The organism is Curtobacterium sp. MEB011 (genome assembly GCF_030209655.1).
Lineage (GTDB): Bacteria > Actinomycetota > Actinomycetes > Actinomycetales > Microbacteriaceae > Curtobacterium > Curtobacterium poinsettiae.
The window spans coordinates 382435-404643 of the sequence record NZ_JARVRN010000002.1 but is presented as its reverse complement, the minus strand read 5'-3'; the positions used below and the strand labels follow the sequence as shown (position 1 = coordinate 404643).

The 22209-nt window shown below is 70.9% G+C and carries 22 protein-coding genes and 1 pseudogene; 18 read left to right on the top strand and 5 right to left on the bottom strand.

Features of this window, described 5'->3' with window-relative positions; genetic code table 11:
* Positions 1 to 50 precede the first annotated feature (50 nt).
* Positions 51 to 1553, top strand: a complete 1503-nt coding sequence (locus QRN30_RS03835) for a sensor histidine kinase (RefSeq protein WP_017887620.1) — start codon at positions 51 to 53, stop codon at positions 1551 to 1553.
* A 62-nt stretch (positions 1554 to 1615) separates the two neighbouring features.
* On the top strand, positions 1616 to 1912 hold the full coding sequence (locus QRN30_RS03830; protein WP_284760510.1) for a histone-like nucleoid-structuring protein Lsr2: 297 nt from the start codon (positions 1616 to 1618) through the stop codon (positions 1910 to 1912).
* 181 nt (positions 1913 to 2093) lie between these two features.
* Here QRN30_RS03830 and QRN30_RS03825 read toward each other — a convergent pair whose 3' ends face one another.
* The 3 genes from QRN30_RS03825 to QRN30_RS03815 form a co-directional block, all read right to left on the bottom strand.
* Positions 2094 to 2297: a hypothetical protein gene (locus QRN30_RS03825; RefSeq protein ID WP_194589841.1), complete on the bottom strand. Its 204-nt coding sequence runs from the start codon at positions 2295 to 2297 to the stop codon at positions 2094 to 2096.
* A 109-nt stretch (positions 2298 to 2406) separates the two neighbouring features.
* A complete protein-coding gene (locus QRN30_RS03820; RefSeq protein WP_284760509.1) occupies positions 2407 to 2553 on the bottom strand; it encodes a hypothetical protein in 147 nt (48 codons plus the stop codon).
* Positions 2554 to 2723: 170 nt separating this feature from the next.
* Entirely contained in the window at positions 2724 to 3101 is a 378-nt protein-coding gene (locus QRN30_RS03815; protein WP_017887622.1) for a hypothetical protein, read from the bottom strand.
* A 181-nt stretch (positions 3102 to 3282) separates the two neighbouring features.
* Here QRN30_RS03815 and msrA point away from each other — a divergent pair, with 181 nt between their 5' ends.
* Both msrA and QRN30_RS03805 read left to right on the top strand, forming a co-directional pair.
* On the top strand, positions 3283 to 3804 hold the full coding sequence (gene msrA / locus QRN30_RS03810) for a peptide-methionine (S)-S-oxide reductase MsrA (RefSeq protein WP_017887623.1): 522 nt from the start codon (positions 3283 to 3285) through the stop codon (positions 3802 to 3804).
* 241 nt (positions 3805 to 4045) lie between these two features.
* On the top strand, positions 4046 to 4951 hold the full coding sequence (locus tag QRN30_RS03805) for an Ltp family lipoprotein (RefSeq protein WP_284760508.1): 906 nt from the start codon (positions 4046 to 4048) through the stop codon (positions 4949 to 4951).
* Between the two features lie 18 nt (positions 4952 to 4969).
* On the opposite strand, the pseudogene QRN30_RS03800 reads toward QRN30_RS03805, so the two are convergent.
* Positions 4970 to 5337: pseudogene (locus QRN30_RS03800) on the bottom strand (UBP-type zinc finger domain-containing protein).
* 177 nt (positions 5338 to 5514) lie between these two features.
* Here QRN30_RS03800 and ppk2 point away from each other — a divergent pair.
* The 13 genes from ppk2 to QRN30_RS03735 all read left to right on the top strand — a co-directional run bounded on the left by ppk2 (position 5515) and on the right by QRN30_RS03735 (position 19612).
* Entirely contained in the window at positions 5515 to 6423 is a 909-nt protein-coding gene (gene ppk2 / locus QRN30_RS03795) for a polyphosphate kinase 2 (RefSeq protein ID WP_017887624.1), read from the top strand.
* A gap of 161 nt (positions 6424 to 6584) precedes the next feature.
* Positions 6585 to 8234, top strand: coding sequence for an APC family permease (locus QRN30_RS03790; RefSeq protein WP_284760507.1), 1650 nt, complete (start codon positions 6585 to 6587; stop codon positions 8232 to 8234).
* A gap of 15 nt (positions 8235 to 8249) precedes the next feature.
* Positions 8250 to 9089: an urea amidolyase associated protein UAAP1 gene (locus QRN30_RS03785; RefSeq protein WP_071249809.1), complete on the top strand. Its 840-nt coding sequence runs from the start codon at positions 8250 to 8252 to the stop codon at positions 9087 to 9089.
* The gene (locus QRN30_RS03780; protein WP_056071598.1) at positions 9089 to 9793 is read left to right on the top strand and encodes an urea amidolyase associated protein UAAP2; all 705 of its coding nucleotides are present in this window, start codon (positions 9089 to 9091) and stop codon (positions 9791 to 9793) included. The genes QRN30_RS03785 and QRN30_RS03780 overlap by 1 nt, the downstream gene beginning before the upstream one ends.
* A complete protein-coding gene (gene uca / locus QRN30_RS03775) occupies positions 9790 to 13509 on the top strand; it encodes an urea carboxylase (RefSeq protein WP_017887628.1) in 3720 nt (1239 codons plus the stop codon). Before QRN30_RS03780 ends, uca begins: the two co-directional genes overlap by 4 nt.
* The gene (locus QRN30_RS03770; protein WP_284760506.1) at positions 13506 to 15206 is read left to right on the top strand and encodes an allophanate hydrolase; all 1701 of its coding nucleotides are present in this window, start codon (positions 13506 to 13508) and stop codon (positions 15204 to 15206) included. Before uca ends, QRN30_RS03770 begins: the two co-directional genes overlap by 4 nt.
* Before the next feature lie 26 nt (positions 15207 to 15232).
* On the top strand, positions 15233 to 15925 hold the full coding sequence (locus tag QRN30_RS03765) for a TetR/AcrR family transcriptional regulator (protein ID WP_031260015.1): 693 nt from the start codon (positions 15233 to 15235) through the stop codon (positions 15923 to 15925).
* A gap of 43 nt (positions 15926 to 15968) precedes the next feature.
* Positions 15969 to 16562: a biotin transporter BioY gene (locus QRN30_RS03760; protein WP_159557121.1), complete on the top strand. Its 594-nt coding sequence runs from the start codon at positions 15969 to 15971 to the stop codon at positions 16560 to 16562.
* Positions 16563 to 16647: 85 nt separating this feature from the next.
* Positions 16648 to 17229: a hypothetical protein gene (locus QRN30_RS03755; RefSeq protein WP_156463869.1), complete on the top strand. Its 582-nt coding sequence runs from the start codon at positions 16648 to 16650 to the stop codon at positions 17227 to 17229.
* The gene (locus tag QRN30_RS03750) at positions 17226 to 17756 is read left to right on the top strand and encodes a DUF6611 family protein (protein ID WP_071249819.1); all 531 of its coding nucleotides are present in this window, start codon (positions 17226 to 17228) and stop codon (positions 17754 to 17756) included. Before QRN30_RS03755 ends, QRN30_RS03750 begins: the two co-directional genes overlap by 4 nt.
* Before the next feature lie 49 nt (positions 17757 to 17805).
* A complete protein-coding gene (locus QRN30_RS03745) occupies positions 17806 to 18147 on the top strand; it encodes a hypothetical protein (protein WP_017887634.1) in 342 nt (113 codons plus the stop codon).
* Between the two features lie 104 nt (positions 18148 to 18251).
* A complete protein-coding gene (locus tag QRN30_RS03740; RefSeq protein WP_017887635.1) occupies positions 18252 to 18872 on the top strand; it encodes a TetR/AcrR family transcriptional regulator in 621 nt (206 codons plus the stop codon).
* Between the two features lie 26 nt (positions 18873 to 18898).
* Positions 18899 to 19612: an NADPH-dependent F420 reductase gene (locus tag QRN30_RS03735; protein ID WP_071249825.1), complete on the top strand. Its 714-nt coding sequence runs from the start codon at positions 18899 to 18901 to the stop codon at positions 19610 to 19612.
* Positions 19613 to 19693: 81 nt separating this feature from the next.
* Here QRN30_RS03735 and QRN30_RS03730 read toward each other — a convergent pair whose 3' ends face one another.
* On the bottom strand, positions 19694 to 21079 hold the full coding sequence (locus QRN30_RS03730; RefSeq protein ID WP_040419874.1) for an MFS transporter: 1386 nt from the start codon (positions 21077 to 21079) through the stop codon (positions 19694 to 19696).
* A 214-nt stretch (positions 21080 to 21293) separates the two neighbouring features.
* On the opposite strand from QRN30_RS03730, the gene QRN30_RS03725 reads away from it, so the two are divergent.
* On the top strand, positions 21294 to 22178 hold the full coding sequence (locus QRN30_RS03725) for a helix-turn-helix transcriptional regulator (RefSeq protein WP_017887638.1): 885 nt from the start codon (positions 21294 to 21296) through the stop codon (positions 22176 to 22178).
* Positions 22179 to 22209 lie beyond the last annotated feature (31 nt).

Genomic DNA, 22209 nt, shown 5'->3' with positions numbered 1-22209 from the left:
ACACGCAATGCACCGCCTCAGCTGGGCGAATCACGATGGAGTAGCGGCCAATGATTCGACGCCTACGCAACCTGTCGCTGCGCGCGCGCCTGACGCTCGGGAGCGTAGGGGTCGCCGCGCTGGTCATCGCCGCGCTGGTCATGGTGATGCGCGTTCAGGTGGACAACGTTGTCGCGAACGCAACCCGCACATTGCTTCGCGCGGACGCTAGCCCGTACGTGACGGAAGTGGAACGCTCAGCGGACCCGAGTTTCCGTGCGCCAGGAAACGGGCAGCTTGTCGCCGTCCTCGATCCGAGCGGCAAGCGTGTTCTTTCATCAATCGAACAGCATTCGCTGCTGCGGAAGCTACCCGAGATCGCGCGATTTGACGACGGCTCCTCAACGGCGATCCAGGCTGGCTCGTCGTACCGGGTCGTCGTCGATCATCCGCAAAGCGCCTCGGGGCGTTGGACCGTAATCGCCGCAAGTGACGCTCAGGGAGAGGCGCTCGTCATCGACTCGCTGACCGGCGGCGTCGTCGTCGCCGGCGTGCTGGTTCTGGCCTGTTTCGGCGGCGCGACATGGCTGTTGTCCTGCGCCGCGCTCAGGCCCGTCTCGAGGATGCGTCGCGAAGCAGAACGACTCAGCGCCGGAGAAGCCGACGCCGACCTTCCCGTTGGAGACGCTCGGGACGAACTCCAAGCTCTTGCACGCACCTTGAACGAGTTCTTGAGCAGGACGCGCGACGCTGCCGCACGCGAGCGCCAGATGGTATCCGACGCGAGCCACGAACTCCGCACCCCCCTCGCCATACTCACAACGCAACTGGAACTCGCTTCACTCGACAGGGGCGACGCCGCCGCACTCCAAGTTCACGTCAAGCAAGCGCAGCACAACGTCGCGCGACTCGCGCGACTCGCGAACGACCTCCTTACCCTCTCCCGAGCGGACGAAGCCGAACGCGTGGACTCGACGTCGCGAACGCTCACCAGTTGGGAAGAGCTCAGCGATGAAGTACTGGTAGCAGTAGACCGCCTACGAATGATCGCAGCCGCAAAAAACATCACGATCGAATTCGACATCGATCCGCAAGACGGATCCGACTCGGAAGAAAATGCAACGCAGGAACCCCACGTGTTCCGACTGGATCGCCGCGGAATGAGTCAACTCATCACCAACACTGCCAGCAACGCGATCGACGCACTCCCGGAATCTGGGACGATCACAGTCGCCTGGTCGCTGGAAGACAGCTCCGCCCGGCTGACGGTCACTGATGACGGCCCCGGTGTGCCTCCGGACTTCATCGCCGTGGCGTTCGACCGATTTACCAGGCCGGACAAGGCGCGTACAGCGCGACCGACTGACGGCCAGCCGAAACTCGGAGGATCCGGACTCGGCCTCGCGATCGTCCAAGCCACAGCCCAGCTCGCCGGAGGCACTGCTTCAATGCGTAATCTCGACCCGCGCGGACTGGAAGTTACCGTCGTGATTCCACGGATAAGCCCCGAAAAGCCCAAGATAACTAAACGAGAGCGGCGTTTTGGACACGCAAACACCGGGAAAGCCGGCTGAAACCGTCGGCCGCACGCCACGCACCGGCGTCCTCCGCACAGCCCCCCGGGGGGGGGGGGGGCATGCCGGCGCCTCGCCCGTGCTGTGGTTGGAGCGCGAGGGCAGATGGCGCCTATTACGAGATCGACCTCACCGACGACAACGTCGACGCGCTCCGCGAAACGTTCTCCGACTACATCGCCGCCGCACGCAAGGCCAACGGCCGCTCCGTCCGCACTACTGCTGGCAGTGCGCCGAAGCGTGGGAACTCGGAAGCGCTCGCCAAGATCCGCGACTGGGCCAACGCGAACGGCCACGAGGTCTCCTCCCGCGGCCGCATCAGCCAAGCCGTCCGCGACGCGTACGACGCCGCACACTGACACCCCCGCGACACGGCACACGGGCGCGTGTCGGCTAGATAGGCACCTCAGCCGTGCAGTTTCCGCATCGTTCTGCGGGCGGGACGCGCTGACGACGACGACTGCACGTGCGCTGGTTGACGAGCAGGGGTCGCGCGACCGATGACGGCGCCCGACCCCTACTGTGGTTGCTGCCTGTCGTTCAGTCGCAGATCCGGTGGTAAATGTACGCGGTGCAGATCTGCCGCTTCTTGTCGCAGTTCTTCGCGTGGACCGTCTCGGTCCACGTGTGACAGACGAGTGGACGCGCCTGCGCAGGAGCCGCAGCAGCGGGCAGAACGACACCCACTCCCGCCAGCGCCACGACCATCCCCATACCGGCCAGTGCCTGCTTGATCTTGCTCATCGCATGTCCCCCTGTTTGTTCGGAGCCGTTCGGCACCTCATCGTAAACGGGCGGCCATGCCCTCGCACGCGCCATTGATGGCGGGTTGTATAGGGAGGTGACTCGTCCGTCAGGACGCTGGTTCGACGCCATAGGCTGAAGGGTTCCGGTTAATGGCGTGCAGCAGCCCACGGATCTTCCAGGCCCCGGCTCCGACCTCGATCGCGTACTCCCCGGGCGCATCGATGCGGCGGGCGATCGCCTGGTGATTTGTCATCGTCACACCCTTCGAGACGGTAGCCGATCGGCTATCGGGCACCGAGACCAGCGCTCCTGAGTCCGTCGACGACGCCATCCACCCCGCAGTCGGCCCGGTCTCGAAACCGACCTGGAGTGAACGGCATCAGGTCCTCGGGAGCGTGTGGCAGCGAGTTCGCTTGACGACGGTCACCTGATCGACAGATCGATCGCGACGACGCCGAGCACGAAGGTCAGGACGATGACCACGAGGCCGATCGCTGGCGTCACTACCCGTCGCCGCACCGTGGGAACACCGGACGCTCCGATGACCCAGGTCGTGATCGTGACGATGAGTGCGACCAGCGGTACGAGGAACTGCGCGGTCTCCCCGACGGCGTACGAACACTGCAACGTCGCGTCGGAAGCGCAGGGCGTGTACTGCTCCAGTTGCGCGGCGACCATCCCCGGCAGCGAGCCGATCGTCGCGAACACCTCGAGGAACACGAGGGAACAGAGCGCGAGCCCCAGTCCCCACGAACCACGCGGACGGCGCTGCCCCTCGTCGTGCACGGATGACCGCTTCATGTGGCCTGACCGTAGCGCAGGGGTGACACGGAGCACGGACTCGTAGGGTCGAGTCGTACCGACCGCACACCCGGGTGGGTCCGTGCCCCACAGCGGACCTGACGACGGGAACAGATCGTCCCTGTTGCCGGTTGCACCACACGGTGTCGCAGCCAGTGACACGAGAGCCCAGGAGGCCACCATGACCACCACCGAGACCGCCATCCTCGCCGGCGGATGCTTCTGGGGAGCGCAGCAGCTCCTCCGTCGTCGTCCCGGCATCGTCAGCACCCGCGTCGGCTACTCCGGCGGCGACGTGCCGAACGCGACGTACCGCAACCACGGCGACCACGCCGAGTCGGTCGAGATCGTCTTCGACCCGTCCCAGATCTCGTACCGGGACCTGCTGGAGTTCTTCTTCCAGATCCACGATCCGTCGACGAAGGACCGCCAGGGCAACGACATCGGTCGCAGCTACCGTTCGGCCGTCTTCTACACGACCGACGAGCAGAAGCAGGTCGCGCTCGACACCATCGCCGACGTCGACGCGTCGGGCATCTGGCCCGGCAAGGTCGTCACCGAGGTCACCGCGGCCGGCCCGTTCTGGGAGGCCGAGGACGAGCACCAGGACTACCTCGAGAAGAACCCGCACGGCTACACCTGCCACTTCGTGCGTCCGGGCTGGAAGCTCCCGCACCGCGACGAGGCGACCGCGGCCGTCTGACCTGACGAACGACTGAGAGGCACGGAGCCAGCTGGCTCCGTGCCTCTTTCTCTTGCCCTGTCCGCCGAACGCGAGCCGCGAAAGCGGCGTGGTCCCCCAGTTCTGGGTGGTCGCCGAACCACATCGCTGCGGGTTCGCGCAAGGTTCCGAGCTGACTCGATCTCTGCGGTGCAACGGGGTCCGGACCGGTTGTAACGTTTGCTCGCCTTTGCTGATCCTCAGAACTTCCGGAGAACCCGACATGCCCGAGACAACCCCCACCGAGCAGCCTCCTGCCTACGTTCCCGCGGCCCCCGAGCCGCGTCCGGCACGAGGCCGCCTCGGCACCGCAGCGGTCGTCCTCGGGATCCTCGGGATCCTCTTCGCGGTGATTCCGCCGACCAACGCGTTCGGCATCTTCCTCGGCGTCGTCGCGGTGGTGCTCGGCATCATCGGCATCCGTCGCAAGGGGCGCCGTGCCGTCGCGGGGACCGTCCTCGGCGCGGTCGCAGTGGTCCTCGGCAGCATGCTCGCGGGCGTCTACAGCGGCTCCTCCGACGACTCTGCTGCCCCTGACGCTCCCGCCGCCACCGAGGTCGCCGCTGCCAGCCCGGCCGCTGCGACCGAGGAGTCGAAGAAGGCGGCGAAGCCGAAGACCCCCGAGAAGGCCGCCGCAGAGAAGCCTGCCGAGGCATCCGGCACCGTCGGACAGCTCCAGGCAGCTGCCGCTGCGAAGAGCTACCTCGACTCCGGCATGGGCTTCTCCGCCGCCAGCCTGCTCCAGCAGCTGACCTCGAGCGCGGGCAACGGGTTCGCCCAGGCGGACGCACAGTGGGCCATCGACCACTCCGGTGCCGACTGGAACGCGCAGGCACTCGCCGCAGCCAAGGGGTACCTCGACTCGGGCATGGGGTTCTCCGAGGCCAGCCTGAACGGCCAGCTGACGTCGAGCGCCGGCAACCAGTTCACCCCCGAGCAGGCGCAGGACGCCGTCGCGAAGGCCGGGGCCGACTGGAACGCACAGGCAGTCACCGCCGCGGAGGGCTACATGTCCTCGGGCATGGGCTTCTCGCGCGCGAGCCTCATCGCACAGCTCACGTCGTCCGCAGGGAACCAGTTCACGCAGCCGCAGGCCGAGTACGCGGCGACGCAGGTCGGGCTGAACTGACCTGACGACCGCCGCGGATCAGCGCGATCCGCCGAGCAGTTCCAACCAGTCCCCGGGAAGGCGATCCGCCGGCCCGGGGACTGCCTGCGTCACGGGGTGGCTGGTGGGGGCTGCGAGCTCGAGCCCCTCGGAGCGGGTGTCGTCGCGGTAGTCCCAGGCCCAGGTCTCGCCGGGCTCGTAGCTCTGGATGACCGCGTGCCCGGTCTCCTCCCAGTGCCGCGTCGCGTGCGTGTTGAGGGAGTCGTCGCAGCAGCCGACGTGGCCGCACGCCGCGCAGCGGCGCAGCGGCGCAGGTGCACCCACCACGAGCCGGTCGCGTCGCACTCGACGCACCCGTCTCCGCTCGGTGCGATCTCGGGGTGGATCATCTCGGCCTGGTCCGTCATGGCCCCATCATGCCTGTGAAGGGCCACATGCGGTCGGGAGGCACGGGGCGGGCCCGCACCGCGCCTCCAGGCCGTCGTCGGGTCGCGTCCAGGGCGAGGCGTGGGGCGGTCGTGCGGGTGGCCGGGCCAGGATGGTTCTGGGGCCGACAGCCGATCGGCTCGCAGAGGGAGGACACCGTGGACACAGCGCCGTACTCGCAGCCGTTGCGGGAGTACATCGAACAGCTGCGGACCGAGGGGTACAGCGTCGCGGGCGGCCAGACGGCCGACCCGGACCTGATCGACCCGCACGGCAACCCGGTGCTGACCTGGCAGGACGACTACCCGTACTCGGAACGCCTGCCGCGGGACGAGTACGAGTACCAGAAGTACCTGCTGCAGATCGAGCTGCTGAAGTGCCAGTACTGGCTCGAGGACACCGGGCAGAAGGTCGTCGTGCTGTTCGAGGGGCGTGACGCCGCGGGCAAGGGCGGCACGATCAAGCGGTTCACGGAGCACCTCAACCCCCGGACCTCGCGGGTGGTCGCGCTGAGCAAGCCGACCGAGCGCGAGCGCGGTGAGTGGTACTTCCAGCGGTACGTGCAGCACCTGCCGGCCGCCGGTGAGATGGTCCTGTTCGACCGCTCCTGGTACAACCGTGCCGGCGTCGAACGGGTGATGGGGTTCTGCGACGACGACGAGTACGAGTCCTTCATGACCCAGGTGCCGCAGTTCGAGCGGATGCTCGTCGACTCCGGCATCCACCTGACGAAGTTCTGGTTCTCGGTGACCCGGCGCGAGCAGCGGACCCGGTTCGCGATGCGGCAGCTCGACCCGGTGCGGCGGTGGAAGCTGTCCGACATCGACCTGCTGTCGCTCGACCGGTGGGAGGACTACACCGAGGCGAAGATGGCGATGTTCACCCGGACGAGCAAGCGGTACGCGCCGTGGACGATCGTGCGGTCGAACGACAAGAAGCGCGCACGGCTCAACGCGATGCGGTACTTCCTGACGCAGTTCGACTACCCGGACAAGGACGCCGACGTGATCGGCAAGCCGGACCCGCTCATCGTCCGCCGGGGCAAGCGGGACGTCGACATCGAGTGATCCCCCGCGGCGGCTGAACCGCCCGCCGACTCGGAACGTTTACACGCCGCCGCTTCCCGTCACGCACTCGAAACAGACGGGCAACGGCGCCGACACAGGGCCGCAAGACACTTGTCGCACTACCTGTCACCCGACAGGTACTCCGCGAAAGGTCTGCAGTCATGCGTTCTCCGCAAGCACCGCTCCACGCACCGCGCGCCTCGTCCGACGTCGACACGCAGGGGCTCGCCAGCCTCGGCTACGAGCAGGAGCTCCACCGCGGGGTCGGCTCGTTCTCCTCCTTCGCGGCGGGCTTCTCCTTCGTCTCGATCCTCACCACGGTCTTCCAGCTGTTCGGACTCGGCTTCGGGCTGGGCGGTGCTGCGTTCTTCTGGGCGTGGCCGCTCGTCTTCGGCGGCCAGCTGCTCGTGGCGCTGAACTTCGCGCAGCTCGCGGCCCGCTGGCCGATCTCGGGCGCGATCTTCCAGTGGTCGAGCCGTCTGGCCGGAGCCCGGTTCGGGTGGTTCACCGGCTGGACGATGATCATCGGCCAGATCCTCACCGTCGCGGTGGCGGCCATCGCCGTGCAGGCCGTGCTCCCCGCGATCTGGGACGGATTCCAGATCGTCGGCGGTCCGGGCGCCGACCCGTCCGTCGCGTCGCCGACCGGTGCTGCGAACGCGGTGGTCCTCGGGCTGGTGATGCTCGCCGTGACCACGATCGTGAACATCACGAGCGTCCGGCTGATGGCCCGCGTGACGAGCTTCGGCGTGCTCATCGAGATCGTCGGCGTGGTCGTGCTCATCGGCGCCCTGTTCCTGCTGCCGCACCGCAGTGCCTCCGTGGTGTTCACGACCGCCGGCTCGACGAGCACCGAGCCGTACGTGTGGGCGTTCCTGGCGTCCTCGCTGATGGCCGCGTACGTGATGGTCGGCTTCGACTCCGCCGGTGAGCTCGCGGAGGAGACCCACAACCCGCGCCGGACCACCCCGAAGACGATCGTCCGGGCGCTGACGGTCTCCGGCCTCGGCGGCGGGCTGCTCATCATCGGCGCCCTGGTCGCCGCGCCGAGCCTGACCGACGGCAAGCTCGCCTCGCAGGGCCTGGCGTGGGTGATCACCTCGACCCTCGGCGACGTCTTCGGGCGGCTCCTGCTCTGCACCGTCGCCGTCGCCGTCTTCGCCTGCACCCTGGCCGTGCAGACCGCCGGCGCCCGGATGGTCTACTCGATGGCCCGCGAGAAGGCGCTGCCCTTCCACCGCACCCTCGCCCGGGTCTCGCCCCGCACCGGCACCCCGATCGCCGCGTCGATCGTCGTCGGGGTCGGCGCCGGGCTGGCCCTCGCCGTCAACATCGGGCAGTCCGCGATCTTCACCGCCCTGTCGAGCCTGTGCATCGCGATGCTCTACCTGGCCTACCTCGGGGTCACCGGGCCGCTGCTGGTCCAGCGCATCACGCTCCGTCGCACGGGCCTGCCGACCGGGGTGGACGAGGACGGCAAGCCGCTGTTCACCCTCGGCCGCTGGGGCATCCCGCTCAACGCCCTGGCCGTGGCGTTCCAGATCGGCATGGCGATCAACCTCATCTGGCCCCGGCCGGAGATCTACGACCTGACCGGCACGTCGTGGTGGCTGCAGTACAGCGCCCTGCTGTTCATCGGCGGCGTGCTGCTCGTCGGCTGGGCGTGGTCGAGCTGGCGGCACCGGGTGCACGGCCCGATCACCCTTGCCGAGGTCCCCACCACCGCGGCGGTGCCCGTCCCCGCAGCCGCGGCTGCCGCGAACCCGGTGGCCGAGGCCCCGGCGTCCGCCTCCGCCTCCGTCGAAGCCTGACCCGGAAGGAACCCCATGCGCGACCTCCACCAGACCGACAGCGTGCTCGCCTCCCGGTCCGACGCACGTGCCCAGGCCGGCTCGCAGTCCGAGTACATGCCGTACCTGCCGGCGTCGTCGTCGCCGTTCGCCCCCGCGGGCGTCGACCCCGCGCAGCTCGTGTGGGCGGAGACGGTGGCACCCGGCGGGTACACGCACAAGGTGCTGGCCCGCGGGTCACGGCTGCGGTTCGACGACCCGACGGGTGACGCCTGCGCCAACGTCCTGGTGTGCAACGCGCTCGAACCGTGGGAGCGGCTCAACGTCGCCGACACCCAGAAGATCCCGTGGCAGGCGTACCTGGGCCAGGGGTCGCCGCTGCTGAGCGGGGACGGCCGGGCACTGGCGACCGTGCTCGAGGACACCTCCGGGCACCACGACGCCTTCTGCGGCACCTCGACCGACGCGTGGAACGAACGGAAGTACGGCGACGCCGCACCCGAGGGACGCTCCCCGAGCGGTCGGTCGCTCTTCGCGAAGGCCGCCGCCAAGCACGGGCTCACCAAGCGTGACCTGCCACCGAGCGTCTCGTTCTTCCAGGGCGTGCGGATCGACGACGAGGGGGCGATGACCTTCACCGGTTCGGCCGGAGCAGGCACCCACGTCACGCTCGTCGCCGAGCTGCCGCTGCTCGTGCTGGTCGCCGACGTCGCGCACCCGATCGACCCGCGACCGGACTACGTCGTCGGACCGCTCCGGGTGCACGCCTGGCGCGGGACCCCGACGACCGCGGCCGACGAACGGTTCACCGCGACACCGGAGCTCACCCGCGCCTACCTGAACTCGATCGACTACGCGGAAGCCCGAGGCCTGTGATGACCGGTACGACGACCCACACCCGCACCTCCACCGTCCCCGTCGGGGCCGTCCACGACCCGGACGTCGCCCTCGACTGGAGCGAGTCCCTGGTGCCCGGCACGGTGGTCCGCGACGACCGGGTCGCCCCGCTCGCACCGTGGTCCGCCGTGGTCCGTGCCGGCCAGGTGCTCACCATCGTCGACGTCGGCGGCAACCAGAGCGCCGACTGCCTGCTCTACGACGCCCACGACCCCGACGAGCGGTACAGCGTGCCGGACACCCTCGCCGCCCAGGGCAACGCGTACGTCCGCACCGGCACCGTCCTGATGTCGAACGAGGGCCGTCCGCTGATGACCGTCGTCGCGAACGAGATCGACCGGCAGGACACCATCGGCGGCGCGTGCTCGAAGGAGTCGAACACCCTGCGGTACGGGCACCACACCCAGTACCAGCACGGCTGCCGCGAGAACTTCCTGGCCGAGGCCGGCCGCCACGGACTCGGTGCCCGCGACATCGTGTCGAACCTCAACTGGTTCATGAACGTGCCGGTCGAGGCCGACGGCGCCCTGGGCATCGTCGACGGCATGAGCGCCCCGGGCAAGCGTGTCGCGATCCGGGCCGAGCGGGACGTGCTCGTCGTCGTCTCGAACTGCCCGCAGATGAACAACCCCTGCAACGACTTCTCCTGCACGCCGCTGCGCATGATCGTGGTCCAGCCGTGACCGCCGCGCCCGACCCCACCGGGACCGCCACCGTGAACCAGACCCCCGCGCTCAGCACCGACACCGTCCTCGTCGCGAACCGCGGTGAGATCGCCCGCCGCATCATCCGCTCCGCCAAGGCACTCGGCATGCGCACCGTCGCCGTCTACTCCGACGCCGACCGCGCGGCACCCCACGTCCGCGAGGCCGACACCGCCGTCCGGCTCGGTCCCGCACCCGCCCGCGACTCGTACCTGCGCATCGACGCCGTGGTGCAGGCGGCGAAGGACACCGGCGCCGGGCTCGTGCACCCCGGCTACGGGTTCCTGTCCGAGAACACCGAGTTCGCCCGCGCCTGCGAGGACGCCGGCATCCGGTTCGTCGGACCGACCGCCGACCAGATCGTCCGGTTCGGCGCGAAGCACACCGCCCGCGAGCTCGCCGCAGCCGCCGGGGTCCCGATGCTCGCCGGCACCGGGCTGCTCGCCAGCGTCGACGACGCCGTGACCGAGGCCGAGCGCATCGGGCTGCCCGTCATGCTCAAGGCCACCGGGGGTGGCGGCGGGATCGGCATGCAGGCCTGCTCGACGCTCGACGAGGTCCGCGAGGCCTACACGAGCGTCGTCCGGCTGGCGACCGCGAACTTCGGGTCGGCCGGCATCTTCCTCGAACGGCTCGTGCGGCCGGCCCGGCACGTCGAGGTCCAGCTCTTCGGCGACGGCGAGGGCCGCGTCGCCGTGATCGGCGACCGCGACTGCTCCCTGCAGCGCCGCAACCAGAAGGTCATCGAGGAGGCCCCGGCACCGGCGCTGCCCGAGCACGTCCGCGCCGAGCTGCACGCGTCCGCCCGCCGCCTGGCCGAGAGCGTCGGGTACCGCAGCGCCGGCACCGTCGAGTTCGTCTACGACCCGGTGCGGGAAGAGGCGTCGTTCCTCGAGGTGAACACCCGCCTGCAGGTCGAGCACCCGGTCACCGAGGAAGTGTTCGGCGTCGACCTCGTCGAGCTCATGCTCCGCCTGGCCCGCGACGGTGCCGCCGGCATCGACCCCGACGTGTTCGACCGCACCTGGACCCCGAACGGCCACGCCGTCGAGGCCCGCGTCTACGCCGAGGACCCCGCGAAGGGCTCGCTGCCCTCCAGCGGCCTCGTCACCCAGGCGGTGTTCCCGAGCGCGACCACCGCATCCGGCGAGCGCACCGGCATCCGCGTCGACGGCTGGGTCGAGACCGGCTCCGAGGTGTCCGCGTTCTACGACCCGATGCTCGCGAAGGTGATCGCGACCGGGGAGACCCGCGACGACGCCCTCGACCTGCTGCGCGACGGGCTCGCGACCACCCGCATCGACGGCATCGTCACGAACGCCGGGCTCCTCCGTGCGCTGACCGACGACCTCGAGCTCCGCACCGCCACGCACTCCACCTCGACGCTCGACGCAACGGAGGACCCGGACCCGCGCATCGACGTCGTCGCGCCGGGCACCATGACGATGATCCAGGACCTGCCCGGCCGGGTCGGGTACTGGCAGGTGGGTGTGCCGCCGAGCGGCCCGTTCGACGCGGCGTCCTTCGCCGAGGCGAACCGCGCGGTGGGCAACCCCGACGGCGCCCCCGCGCTCGAGGTCACCGCCACCGGCCCGACGCTCCGGTTCTCGGCCGCCTCGGTGGTCGCGCTCACGGGTGCACCGGCCCCGGTCACCCTCGACGGCGAACCCGTGGCGCTGTGGGAGCCGGTCGAGGTCGGCGCCGGCCAGACCCTGGCGATCGGCACGGCCCCCGGTCCGGGCCTCCGCACCTACCTGGCGGTCCGCGGCGGCTTCGACGTGCCGACGTACCTCGGGTCGACCGCGACCTTCACGCTCGGTGGCTTCGGTGGCCACGCCGGTCGGGCACTGCTCGCCGGCGACGTCCTGCGCCCGGGCTCCCCGGACTCGGACGCCCCGCACCCGGCGTTCCCGTCCGGTACCCGTCTGGGTCTGGTGGGCGGGCCGACCCCGGCCGACCGTCGCACCGCCCTGACCGACGCGTGGGAGATCGGCGTCACGGAAGGCCCGCACGCGGCCCCGGACTTCTTCACCCGCGCCGACCTCGACGTCTTCTACGCCACCGACTACGCCGTGCACCACAACTCGGCGCGCACCGGCATCCGGCTCATCGGCCCCCGACCCGAGTGGGCGCGGACCGACGGCGGCGAGGCCGGTCTGCACCCGTCGAACATCCACGACACCCCGTACGCGGTCGGTGCGATCGACTTCACCGGGGACACCCCGATCATCCTGGGGCCGGACGGGCCGTCGCTCGGCGGCTTCGTCTGCCCCGCCGTGGTGGCCAGCGGCGACCTGTGGAAGCTGGGCCAGCTCCGACCCGGTGACACGGTCCGGTTCGTCCCCGTCCGCGAAGCCGACGCCGCCGCGCTCGACGCACACCGGGCCTCCAGGACGGTGCCGCGCACCGGGAGCGACGGCAGCACCGGAGGTGACGGCGACGACGGCGTGATCGCCCGCCTGGATGCGACCGACGTGCGGCCGAGCGTCGCGTACCGACGCGACGGCGACGACAACGTGCTCGTCGAGTACGGCGACATGACCCTCGACATCGCGCTGCGGATGCGCGTGCACGCGCTCATGACGAAGCTGCAGGAGCACACGCCGAAGGGGATCCTCGACATCACGCCGGGCATCCGCTCGCTGCAGGTGCACACCGACGCGTCCGTGCTCAAGGCGCGCGACGTGGCGGGGCTGCTCCGCGAGCTCGAGGGCGAGATCCCGCCGACCGACCAGCTCGTCGTGCCGTCGCGCACCGTCAAGCTGCCGCTGTCGTGGGACGACCCGGCCACCCGCCTGGCGATCGAGCGGTACATGAACGGCGTCCGGAACGACGCCCCGTGGACGCCGTGGAACATCGAGTTCATCCGTCGGATCAACGGGCTCGAGAGCGTCGACGACGTCTTCCGCACCGTGTTCGACGCGAGCTACCTGGTGCTCGGACTCGGCGACGTGTACCTCGGCGCCCCGGTCGCGACCCCGCTCGACCCCCGGCACCGGCTGGTCACGACGAAGTACAACCCGGCCCGCACCTGGACCGCCGAGAACTCCGTCGGCATCGGTGGCGCGTACCTGTGCATCTACGGCATGGAGGGTCCTGGCGGCTACCAGTTCGTCGGCCGCACCGTGCAGATCTGGAACCGGTTCCGCCGGGGCGGGCTGTTCCAGGAGAACCCGTGGGCGCTGCGGTTCTTCGACCGGATCGAGTGGTACCCGGTCGGTGCCGACGAGCTGCTCGAGCTGCGGGCCGAGACGGACGCCGGGCGGGGCTCGTTCGAGACCGTCGAGGGCGAGTTCTCGATCGCGTCGTACAACCGGTTCCTCGCCGACAACGCCGGGTCCATCGCCGACTTCCGGGCGCAGCAGGCGCAGGCGTTCGGCGAGGAGAAGGAGCGGTGGAGGGCGTCGGGCGAGTTCGACGTCCGTGACGAGCCGGCCGCCGTGGTGGCCGACGCCGTGACCGTGCCCGAGGGGTCGACCGCCGTGTACGCCCCGTTCACCTCGACCGTGTGGCAGGTGGACGTCCGCCCGGGTGACCGCGTGGACGAGGGGCAGAAGCTGCTGGCCGTGGAGGCGATGAAGATGGAGTCGATGGTGCACGCACCCGTTCCGGGCCACGTGCTCGAGGTCTACATCAAGCCGGGCGACCAGGTCGCACCGGGCCAGGTCCTCGCCGCGATCGGAGCGGCAGCGTGAGCGGGACCGCCGCCGCGGCCGCCACGACGTCCGCCGCGGCCCGCGTCCGCGACGCCTTCGCCCGCATCGACGCCGTCGACCGCCCCGAGGTCTGGATCACCCTGCGTGACCGCACCGACGTGCTGGCCGAGGCCCTCGCCGTCGACCCGACGCTGCCCCTGGCGGGCCTGCTGTTCGCCGTGAAGGACAACATCGACGTCGCCGGCCTGCCCACCACCGCAGCCGCCCGCTCCTACGCCCACGACCCCGCCGCCGACGCGACCGCTGTCGCCCGGCTCCGCGCCGCCGGCGCCGTCGTCGTCGGCAAGACGAACCTCGACCAGTTCGCCACCGGCCTGGTCGGCACCCGCTCGCCCTTCGGCGCGGTCCGGAACGCCTGGGACCCGACGCGGATCTCCGGCGGCTCGTCGAGCGGTTCCGCCACAGCGGTCGCCCTGGGCATCGTCGACTTCGCGCTCGGCACCGACACCGCCGGGTCCGGCCGGGTGCCCGCCGCGCTCGGCAACCTGGTCGGGGTGAAGCCGACGAAGGGGCTCGTGCCGAACACCGGGGTCGTCCCCGCCTGCCGCTCGCAGGACTGCGTCACGGTGTTCGCCCGGTCGCTCGACCTGGCGCGGACGGCGGCCGAGCTGATGGCCGGTCCGGACGGCGTCGACCCGCTCGCACGGCCCGACCTGGCCCTCGCCGACCTGCCCGCCGTCCCGCGCATCGCGGTACCGCTGCCGTCACAGCTCGAGGGGCTCGCACCCGGCTGGGCCGAGGCGTTCGCCGCCGCCGTCGAACGGTTCCGCACGCTCGGACACCAGGTGGTCGAGGTCGACATCGCACCCCTGCTCGACGCCGCGTCGCTGCTCTACGACGGCGCGTTCGTCGCCGAGCGGTACGCGGCCGTCGGCGCCCACATCGAGGCCCACCGCGACGAGGTCGGTGCCGACCTCGACCCGTCCGTCGCCGCGATCGTGCTCGGCGGTGCACGACCGACCGCCGCGGAGCTCTTCGTCGACCAGGAACGACTCGACGCGTTCGGGGCAGCGGGTCGCGCCGCCCTCGAGGGCACGACCGCCCTGCTCACCCCGACGACGACATGGCACCCGACGCTCGAGCAGGTCGCGGCCGACCCGATCGGCGCGAACAGCCGGATGGGTCGGTACACGAACTTCGCGAACCTGCTCGACATGGCCTCGCTCGCCGTGCCCGCCGGCTTCGTCGACGGGCTGCCGTTCGGCGTGATGCTCACCGGTCCGGCGTTCAGCGACCGCCGCCTGGCGGCGTTGGCGGCCGCGTTCGCCGCCCCGACCCTCGACCTGCTGGTCGTCGGGGCGCACCTGCGCGATCAGCCGCTGAACGGACAGCTGGTCGCGTCCGGCGGATCGTTCGTCCGGGAGGCCCGCACCGCGTCCGACTACCGGCTGTACGCCCTCGACACGGCGCCGCCCAAGCCCGGGCTGGTCCGCGTGGGTCCGGTCGCGTCCGGCGCTGCTGCGCCGGGCTCCGGCATCGTCGGGGAGGTCTGGCGCCTGCCCGCCGCCGGCTTCGGCACCTTCGTCGCGGGCCTGCCGGCACCGATGGCGATCGGCACCGTGGCGCTCGACGACGGCACCGAGGTCACCGGGTTCCTGGTCGAGCCGTTCGCGGTCGAGGGCGCCGAGGACATCACCCACCACGGCGGCTGGCGCGCGTACCGGGAGCAGTCGTGACGGACGCCGGCTGCCAGGATGGGAGCATGACCCCCGACGACCGGCCTGTACGCCCCGGCCGGCCTCGGGCCGTGCCGAACGCCGACTCCGCGATGAGCCCCCGCGACCAGATCCTCGACGCCGCCGCCGCGCTGTTCGTCGAGAACGGCATCAGCGCGACCTCGACCCGGGCGATCGCCGAACGGGTCGGGATCCGGCAGGCCTCGCTGTACTACCACTTCGCCGGCAAGGACGACATGCTCGTCGAGCTGCTCACGACCTCGGTGCGTCCGAGCCTCGAGCTGGTCCGCGGCCTCGAGCAGCTCGTGCCGGAGTCGGCCTCGGCCGCCGGTGCCCTGGCCGCGCTGGTCGTCGCCGACGTGGACACCCTCGCCCGCACGCCGCACAACATCGGCACGCTGTACCTGCTGCCCGAGGTGCAGGGCGAGCGCTACGACGGCTTCCGGGCCGAGCGCGTGGAGCTGCAGGAGGCCTACGGGCGCCTCGGCTCGCGCGCCGCCACCGCAGAGGTCGCATCCGGCGTCTCCCCGTCGCGCCTCGGTGCCGTGCTCATCCAGATCGCCGAGACCGTCATCCAGCTCCGCCGGTCCGGGCCCGTGCAGGACGCCGACCGCGACGCCCTCGTCGCGACCTGCCTGCGCGCCTGCGGCCTCGACGCCGCCGCGGTGGCCGAGGCCCGACGCGACGCCGAGTCCCTGCTGGCCGCCGTCGCGGTCTGACCCCTTCTCCCCCGACCTCCTTCTTCCCCCAGCGAGGAACACCATGACCACGATCACCCCCGCCGCACACCGTCCGCTCGCCGACGCACTGCTCCCCCGCACCGCGGTCGTCAGCACCGCCCTGGTCCTCGGTGGCGCACTGCTGACCGCCGGAGCCGCGCAGGTGTCCGTCCCGATCTGGCCCGTCCCGATCACCGGGCAGACCCTGGCCGTGCTGCTCGTCGGCAGTGCCCTCGGTGCTCGCCGCGGTGCCATGTCGATGCTCGTCTACGCGCTGCTCGGCGTCGTCGGGCTGCCGGTCTTCGCGGACGGTTCGGCCGGGGTCGGCGTGCTCGTCGGTCCCTCGGGCGGGTACATCGTCGGCTTCGTCGCCGCCGCGGCCCTGGTCGGATGGGTCGCCGAGCGCTTCGGCGACCGCCCGCTGCGGAACGCGCTGCTGTCCTTCGCCCTGGGCACCGTCGTCACCTTCGCCGCCGGGATGGCCTGGCTCACGGTGGCACTCGGCCTCGACCTGCAGCAGACCCTGCAGTACGGGCTGTACCCGTTCGTCCTCGGTGGCGTGGTGAAGACCCTGATCGGTGCCGGCGTGATCTCCCTCGGGTGGACCGCAGCGCTGCGCTCGGCCACCCGCCGGTGAGCACTCCGTCAGGACTCCGCCGCCGGCCGTAGGGGTTCCGTCAGGAGCCCTTCCGCGCCGTTCGAGCGCGCGAGAGCGTGTGGTCGTGACACTGACTGCGATCATGCCGACGCTCCGCGCGTCGCTCCCCGATCCGATGGACCCGTCCCTCTGGCCGGCCCACACCGTCGCGACCACCGACGACCTGCTCGTCTCGGCCATCTCGATGGTCCGGCTCGCCGACCTCACCGGCACCCCGACGGTGCACACCGCCGAGCAGTCCCCGCCGCGGTACCGGCCGCGCGGCTGGGTGGCCCGCGACGTGAGCGTCGCCGTGGCGTCGGTCACCCGCGTGCGGCGACCGCGCCCCGGCGTGGTGCTCCTGGAACTGGACGCGGTCCTGCCGACCTGCGCCGTGCTCGACCAGGTGCGCCTGATCGGACGCCGGAGCACCGCTCCCCTCTCCCCGATGTACGTCGTCACCCGCTGTGACGGTCAGGCCGACGGTCCGTTCCACCGCCTCCCGGCTCCGTTGCCCGCCGACGTCCGCGAAGGCGACCTGGTCTGCTTCCCGTGCCTGGCGACCGTCCGGCACCGCGACGTCGTCGAACCGGTCCGGGCGGAACTCGCGCCGGTGCGCGCGGAACTCGCGCCCGCCCGGACCGAACTCGCGCCGGTCGACCGATGACGACCGCGCTGCCGGTCCGCACCCGGCTGCTCGACGGCACCCACCTGTGGGGCCGGTACACGATCCGGCCCGTCGGCCGGACGCTGTGGAGCTCGCGGACCCTGGTCGTGTTCCCGCCCGGCACGAACACCGGCGAGCGCCTGCTGCTGCGCGCCTGGCACGTCTGGCCGGCCGTCGGGGCGCTCGTCGCCCTCGCCGCCCTGGTGCTCGCCGTCTCGGTCCCCGCCGTCGGCACGACCACCGCGCTGCTCGTCTACGGCGGTGGCTTCGCGGTCCTCGCCCGTGCCACCCGCGCGCTCCGCCCACGGGTGCGGTCCGTCACCGTGACGACGTTCCTGGGCGACGGCCGCCGCGAGGTCCACGGCGACGAACGCCTGCTCACCGGCTCCCTCGACGCCCTGTCGATCCTGGAGCAGGCGCTCCGGTCGGACCGCATCAGCGCCGTCGACTTCGAGCTCGTCTGGGCGGACGTGTGGAACGCCCTGGAGTCCCCGGACCCGGACCACCGCGCGCAGCGGTCATCCTGAAGCCGGTTCCCGCGCCCCGCGTTTGTATGGGTCCGGGAAGGAGTACGCGATGAAGCACATCCACTACGACGCCACCACGATCCTGGTCGGTGACGACGTCGCCGACGCCGTGATCGAGTACGCCGCGGCCCTCGCCGGAGGCGACCGGGCCGACACCGTCGACGTGCCGGCCGTGGCCGACGACGGCACCATGACGACCACGAAGATCCTGATCGGGCCCGCGAGCGAGATCGTCGTCGCGGACGCGGAAGAGGACGAACTCGAGATGGACAACCGGGAGTTCGTCGGGCGGCTGCGCGCCGCCGCGAAGACCTTCGGGCACAGCGAGCCGATCCACGCGAACACGCGGACGGACCTGGCGGACGCGGCGGAGGCTGCCGAGGAGCACTGACGCCTGGGCATCGCACTTCAGCTTCGAAACGGAGAGGGTCTCCTGTACGGTGGTGATTCCGGAGAGCCTCTCCGGTACTCGATGGCACAGCCTGGAGGCCCGCCATGCCCGAGCAGACCGCTCCCGCCGGGCGCGCGCCGCGTTCACTGCACTCCCCGCGTCCCGCGCGCGCTGACGCGCTGCGGAACCGGGACCACATCCTGCGGGTCGCCGAGCGCGCGTTCACCGAGCACGGCGTGACCGGCTCGCTCGACGCGATCGCCAAGCAGGCCGGCGTCGGCGCCGGCACCCTGTACCGGCACTTCCCCACGCGCGAGGCCCTGCTCGCCGAGCTCCTCGCCGCGCGCGACGAACACCTGGTGGCCCGTCGCGAAGCCCTGCGAGACGGCTCCGTCGACGCCGCCGACGCCCTGCACGGCTGGCTCGATGCGGTCACCGAGTGGGCCGGCACGTTCGACGGGCTGCCCGAACCGCTCCGTGCCGCAGCCTCGTCGGACTCGTCGCCGCTCGCCATGACCTGCCAGGGGTTCATCACCACGACCGACGAGTTCCTCCGCGCCGCGCAGCGTTCCGGTCGCGCGCGTGCCGACGTCCGCGCAAGGGACCTGTTCCTCGCCGCGTTGGCGACCAGCTGGGTCCGGGGTGCCGCGATGGCCGACGACTCGTCGTCCGCTGCCCTCTCCGCCCTGTCGCGGCGCGGGTGGGAAGCCCCCGCTCTCCCCTGACCTCCCCACTGTTGAAAGGGCACCACATGAACCGCATCGGCATCATCGGCAGCGGAGCCATCGGCACCGCGATCGCACGCCTGGCCGTCGCCGCCGACCTCGACGTCCTCATCGCGAACTCGCGCGGCCCCGAGTCGCTGCAGGACCTCGTCGCCGAGCTCGGCCCGCGCGCCCAGGCCGGCACCGTGCGACAGGCCGTCGAGTTCGGCGACGTGCCCGTCCTCGCCATCCCGCTCACCGCCTACCCGGCACTCGCACCCGACCTCGATGCCTTCGCCGGGCGGACCGTGCTGTCGACGGGCAACTACTACCCCGGTCGCGACGGGCGGATCGAGCAGCTCGACAGCCTCGCGACGACCACGGCGGAGTGCGAGCAGACGCTCCTGCCCGGCACCCGGATCGTCAAGGCGTTCAACAACATCGTCGCGCACCACATCCCGAACCTCGCCGACTCCGCGCCCCGCACCGCACTGCCGATCGCGGGCGACGACGAGCAGGCCAAGGCCGTGGTCGCCGAGCTCGTGCAGCTGCTCGGATTCGACACCGTGGACGCCGGGACCCTGGCCGAGTCGTGGCGCTTCGAGCCGGAGTCCGGGGCGTACACGGGGATCTACGCGGCGAGTGCCGAGGGGTTCGCGGCGGACTACCTGGCGGATCAGGGAGCACCGTTGCCGGCGGAGCGGCTGCGGGACGTCCTGGCGGTGTCGCACCGGGCGGATGTGGCGAACCGGCAGTTCTGAGTCGTCGCCCCTGCGCATGACCCCGTGCAGCGGCCTCGCGCACAGGGGGTGCACGCGAGGCCGTCCGCCTGCCTGATCCGATCAGGCGGTCTTGACACGCCCCCGGAGGAAGAGCGCGACGGCGACGGCGGCGGCGATGCAGATCCCGCCGTTCACCCAGATCGCGGTCGTGACGCCGGTCAGCACGGCCTCGGCCTGCGGCGCGGTGCTCGCGAGGGCCACTGCCGTGAAGACGGCACTCATGATCGGGGTGCCCATCGTGATGCCGACTTGCTGACTCATGGTCGTGAGCCCCGTCGCCATGCCCTGCTCGCTTTCCGGGAGCCCGGACGTCGCGGTGACCATGAACCCGACGATGACGACGAGGTTCGCGACTCCTCCGACGAACGTGGCTGCGAGGACCAGCCAGATCGACGATGCGTCGTCGGAGATCAGCACGAGCGTGAGCGTCGCGATCCCCTGGACGACGAAGCCCCCGACGATGGCCGCCTTGTTCCCGAACCGGCCGATGACCCGCGGACCGACGAGACCACCGAGGACCGTCCCGATGCCGAGCACGGCGAAGGACAGCCCCGCTGCCAGTGGCGTGTACCCGAGCACCTTCTGCAGGTACAGCGTCAGCAGGAAGACCAACGAGGTCTCGGTGACGAACGCGAGCATCCCGGCGATGTTGCCCCAGGACACGCTGGAGCGCCGGAGGACACCGAGCGGCACCAAGGGGAACGACGCACGCCGTTCGATGAACGCGAAGGCGATGAGCAGCACCACTGCGGCAGCGAACGACACGATGACGACCGGGTCGATCCAGGACGTCTCAGCAGCGGTGGTCAGCCCGAACACCAGGGCGAGCAGGCCGAGCGTGACCGTGATGGCGCCCGGGACGTCGAGGCGCGTCCGCTGGGCGGCTCGACTGTCCTGCAGCACCATCGGTGCCACGACGAGCACCGCGACCGCGACCGGGACGTTGATCAGGAACGCCCACCGCCAGGACAGCAGGTCGGTGAGCAGCCCGCCGAGGATCGCGCCGGTGGTGAACCCGGCGGCCATCAGCGAGCCGTTCAACCCGAGCGCCTTGTCCCGGGCGGCGCCTTCGGGGAAGGCGCTGAGCAGGAGTGCGAGGGCAGCGGGAACGACGATCGCGGTGGCGAAGCCCTGTGCGACTCGGGCGACGAGCAGGAGTTCCGGAGTCGTCGCGAGCCCGCCCGCCAACGAGCCCGAGCCGAGGAGCACCATCCCGATCAGGAACATGCGGCGACGACCTGCGATGTCGGCCACTCGACCCATCAGGAGGGTGAATCCGGCGGCGCACAGTGCGAACGCCGTCGCGATCCACTGCAGGTTCTCGATCGCGAACCCGACGTCGGCCCCGATGGTCGGCAGTGCGACGTTGAGGATCGAGAAGTCGACGGCGAGTGTGAAGCTCGCGGTGAGGAGCACGGTCAGTGCGACCCGCTGCTTCGTCGTCATCGCCCTGCCGTCGCCCGTCGTCGACGTGGTCGACGTGACGTCCGTTGCGTGTTCAGTGGTCACGGTGGCCTCTCTTCGTGCCCGGTGGATCAGGTTCGCCAGGGTTCTGACGTGTTCCAACCATCGCCACCACCCGATCCACCAGCCACACCCCGCCGTGCCTGTCACTGACAGTGACAGGACAGATCGGTCTATCCGGCAGCAGAATGAGCAGATGAACGGTCCGAACGAACTGGGGAACTTCCTTCGCGTCCGTCGCGCCGCCCTGCAGCCCGAAGACGTCGGGCTGCAGGGCTACGGTGTGCGCCGGGTTCCGGGACTCCGCCGCGAAGAGCTCGCCATGCTCGCCGGTGTCAGCCCGACCTACTACTCGAGGCTCGAGCAGGGTCTGAGCACGAACGCGTCAGAGGCGGTGATCGCTTCGATCGCCCGTGCACTCAACCTGAATGACGACGAGCGTGCACACCTCTTCAACCTCGCGCGTCCCGAGCACTCGACGCCGAAACGGCGATCTGCCGCGAAGCCGGACCACGCCCGGCCGGGCACCGTCCGGCTGATCACCTCGCTGGCATCGACGCCGGCGGTCATCATCGGCAAACGCAGTGAAGTACTCGGCTGGAACGCCCTCGGGCACCGCCTGGTCGCCGGGCACCTCGACTTCGAGAGCCCCGAGCGGATGGGTGAGCGGCCGAACATGACGCGCATGCTCTTCCTCGATGCCCACACCCGCGAGCTGTACACGCGGTGGCAGGAAGAAGCTGTCCGGGCGGTGTCGTCCCTCCGGGTCCTCGGCGGGAAGAGCCCCGAAGACACGCAGCTGACCGCGCTCGTCGGCGAATTGACCGTGAAGAGCCCGGAGTTCGGCACGCTGTGGGCGAAGCACCCCGTGGAGAACTGCGTGTCCGGCCTGAAGTCGTTCCGCCATCCGGAGGTCGGCGACTTCGACCTCAACTTCGAGGTGCTCACACCGCCGGACGACTCCGGCCACCGCGTCCTGATGTACACGCCGGACGCCGGATCAGCTGCAGCCGGTGCGCTCGAGCTGCTCGGACGCGGAGTGGAGGAACGGGTCACGAACGCTGCTCCGGCTGTGCGCTGAGCGCGCAGCGAGAAGGCCCGACCCCGCTGGG

Bases quoted from the DNA above. Each gene is read 5' to 3' on its own strand.
- QRN30_RS03820 (WP_284760509.1), bottom strand. From the start codon at position 2,553: ATGACAAATCACCAGGCGATCGCCCGCCGCATCGATGCGCCCGGGGAG.
- QRN30_RS03785 (WP_071249809.1), top strand. From the start codon at position 8,250: ATGCGCGACCTCCACCAGACCGACAGCGTGCTCGCCTCCCGGTCCGAC.
- QRN30_RS03815 (WP_017887622.1), bottom strand. From the start codon at position 3,101: ATGAAGCGGTCATCCGTGCACGACGAGGGGCAGCGCCGTCCGCGTGGT.
- QRN30_RS03750 (WP_071249819.1), top strand. From the start codon at position 17,226: ATGACGACCGCGCTGCCGGTCCGCACCCGGCTGCTCGACGGCACCCAC.
- QRN30_RS03805 (WP_284760508.1), top strand. From the start codon at position 4,046: ATGCCCGAGACAACCCCCACCGAGCAGCCTCCTGCCTACGTTCCCGCG.
- QRN30_RS03825 (WP_194589841.1), bottom strand. From the start codon at position 2,297: ATGAGCAAGATCAAGCAGGCACTGGCCGGTATGGGGATGGTCGTGGCG.
- QRN30_RS03740 (WP_017887635.1), top strand. From the start codon at position 18,252: ATGCCCGAGCAGACCGCTCCCGCCGGGCGCGCGCCGCGTTCACTGCAC.
- msrA (WP_017887623.1), top strand. From the start codon at position 3,283: ATGACCACCACCGAGACCGCCATCCTCGCCGGCGGATGCTTCTGGGGA.
- QRN30_RS03760 (WP_159557121.1), top strand. From the start codon at position 15,969: ATGACCACGATCACCCCCGCCGCACACCGTCCGCTCGCCGACGCACTG.
- QRN30_RS03730 (WP_040419874.1), bottom strand. From the start codon at position 21,079: ATGACGACGAAGCAGCGGGTCGCACTGACCGTGCTCCTCACCGCGAGC.
- QRN30_RS03725 (WP_017887638.1), top strand. From the start codon at position 21,294: ATGAACGGTCCGAACGAACTGGGGAACTTCCTTCGCGTCCGTCGCGCC.
- QRN30_RS03765 (WP_031260015.1), top strand. From the start codon at position 15,233: ATGACCCCCGACGACCGGCCTGTACGCCCCGGCCGGCCTCGGGCCGTG.
- QRN30_RS03830 (WP_284760510.1), top strand. From the start codon at position 1,616: ATGCCGGCGCCTCGCCCGTGCTGTGGTTGGAGCGCGAGGGCAGATGGC.
- QRN30_RS03835 (WP_017887620.1), top strand. From the start codon at position 51: ATGATTCGACGCCTACGCAACCTGTCGCTGCGCGCGCGCCTGACGCTC.
- QRN30_RS03790 (WP_284760507.1), top strand. From the start codon at position 6,585: ATGCGTTCTCCGCAAGCACCGCTCCACGCACCGCGCGCCTCGTCCGAC.
- QRN30_RS03745 (WP_017887634.1), top strand. From the start codon at position 17,806: ATGAAGCACATCCACTACGACGCCACCACGATCCTGGTCGGTGACGAC.
- QRN30_RS03735 (WP_071249825.1), top strand. From the start codon at position 18,899: ATGAACCGCATCGGCATCATCGGCAGCGGAGCCATCGGCACCGCGATC.
- QRN30_RS03780 (WP_056071598.1), top strand. From the start codon at position 9,089: ATGACCGGTACGACGACCCACACCCGCACCTCCACCGTCCCCGTCGGG.